A 1,344-nucleotide genomic window follows, 5' to 3' on the forward strand; every position below is an offset into this window, starting at 1 on the left:
AGTACCAGAAACTGGCTGGCGCTATTTAGCGATCCTCAACTCCCGCAGGCGTTACTGGCAACGCTGGTTTCCGTAAGCCTCGCGGCTGGCGGCGCGCTGATCATCGCCCTGCTGGCGATCCTCGCCTTATGGTCCGGCGCAGGCTGGGCGCGTCTGTGCACGCGTCTTCCGTGGCTGCTGGCGATTCCGCACGTTGCCTTCGCCACCAGCGTGCTGTTGGTTTTTGCCGAAGGCGGCATGCTCTGGCAATGGCTCCCGTTCCTCAGCCCCCAGCCTGACCGCTACGGCATTGGGCTTGGCGTGACGCTGGCGGTAAAAGAGAGTGCCTTTTTGTTATGGATCCTCTCAGCTCTGCTGAGTGAAAAACAGCTTTCGCAGCAGGTTATCGTCCTGGATTCGCTGGGTTACAGCCGACTGCAATGCCTGAACTGGCTGGTTCTGCCCTCTCTCGCCCCCGCGTTAGGCAAAGCCATGCTGGCGATTGTCGCCTGGTCGCTCTCGGTAGTGGATGTAGCAATCGTCCTTGGTCCCGGAAACCCACCAACGCTTGCCGTGTTGAGCTGGCAATGGCTCAGTCAGGGCGATGCCGAGCAACAGGCTAAAGGAGCACTCGCCAGCCTGCTGCTGGTACTGCTGCTACTCATCATCGCGCTGGCGGGGTATCTGCTCTGGCGCGCCTGGCAACGCACTATTCCCGCAGTAAACGGGGAACGCCTGCGTTTTTCATCCTGTACAATCGGCCGCTCGCTGGTACAACTTTTACCCTTTGGCGGTGTGGTGTGCGCGCTGGTTCTGGCGCTGATCGCCAGCTATTCGTCGCTAAATAGCGAGGCGCTCAGCAATAGCCTACAACTGGGGCTTCTCTCCAGCGTGCTGGCGCTGCTGATACTTTTTGCCTGGCTGGAATGGGGTCCGCAAACCGGACACCGTTGGGTCTGGCTACCGCTCATTTTGCCTGCGCTGCCGCTGGTAACTGGACAGTATCTGTTGGCGTTATATGCCGGACAGGATGGGCTGATGATAACCATTGTCTGGGGACACCTGCTGTGGGTGATGCCATGGATGCTGTTTGTGCTCAAACCGGCGTGGCGACGCATTGACCCACGATTGATTTTGATTGCGCAAACGCTGGGTTGGACCCGGGGGCGCATATTCTGGCAAGTAAAATGTCCGCAGCTGGCGCGCCCGGCGCTGGTTGCCTTCACGGTAGGGTTCTCAGTCAGTATCGCCCAGTATATGCCGACGCTGTGGTTAGGCGCCGGGCGCTATCCCACGCTGACCACCGAAGCGGTGGCATTAAGCAGCGGCGGTAGCGCCGCCATTCTGGCAACCCAGGCGCTATGG

Annotated in this window: 1 protein-coding gene; it reads left to right on the top strand. The window is 59.9% G+C overall.

What is annotated here, in order from left to right; all coding sequences use genetic code 11:
• The coding region (locus tag FDW87_RS14830; RefSeq protein ID WP_252363197.1) for a thiamine ABC transporter permease at window positions 1-1,344 on the top strand (1,344 nt) is incomplete at both ends.

It is taken from the genome of Citrobacter sp. wls826 (assembly GCF_005281245.1).
GTDB lineage: Bacteria > Pseudomonadota > Gammaproteobacteria > Enterobacterales > Enterobacteriaceae > Citrobacter > Citrobacter braakii.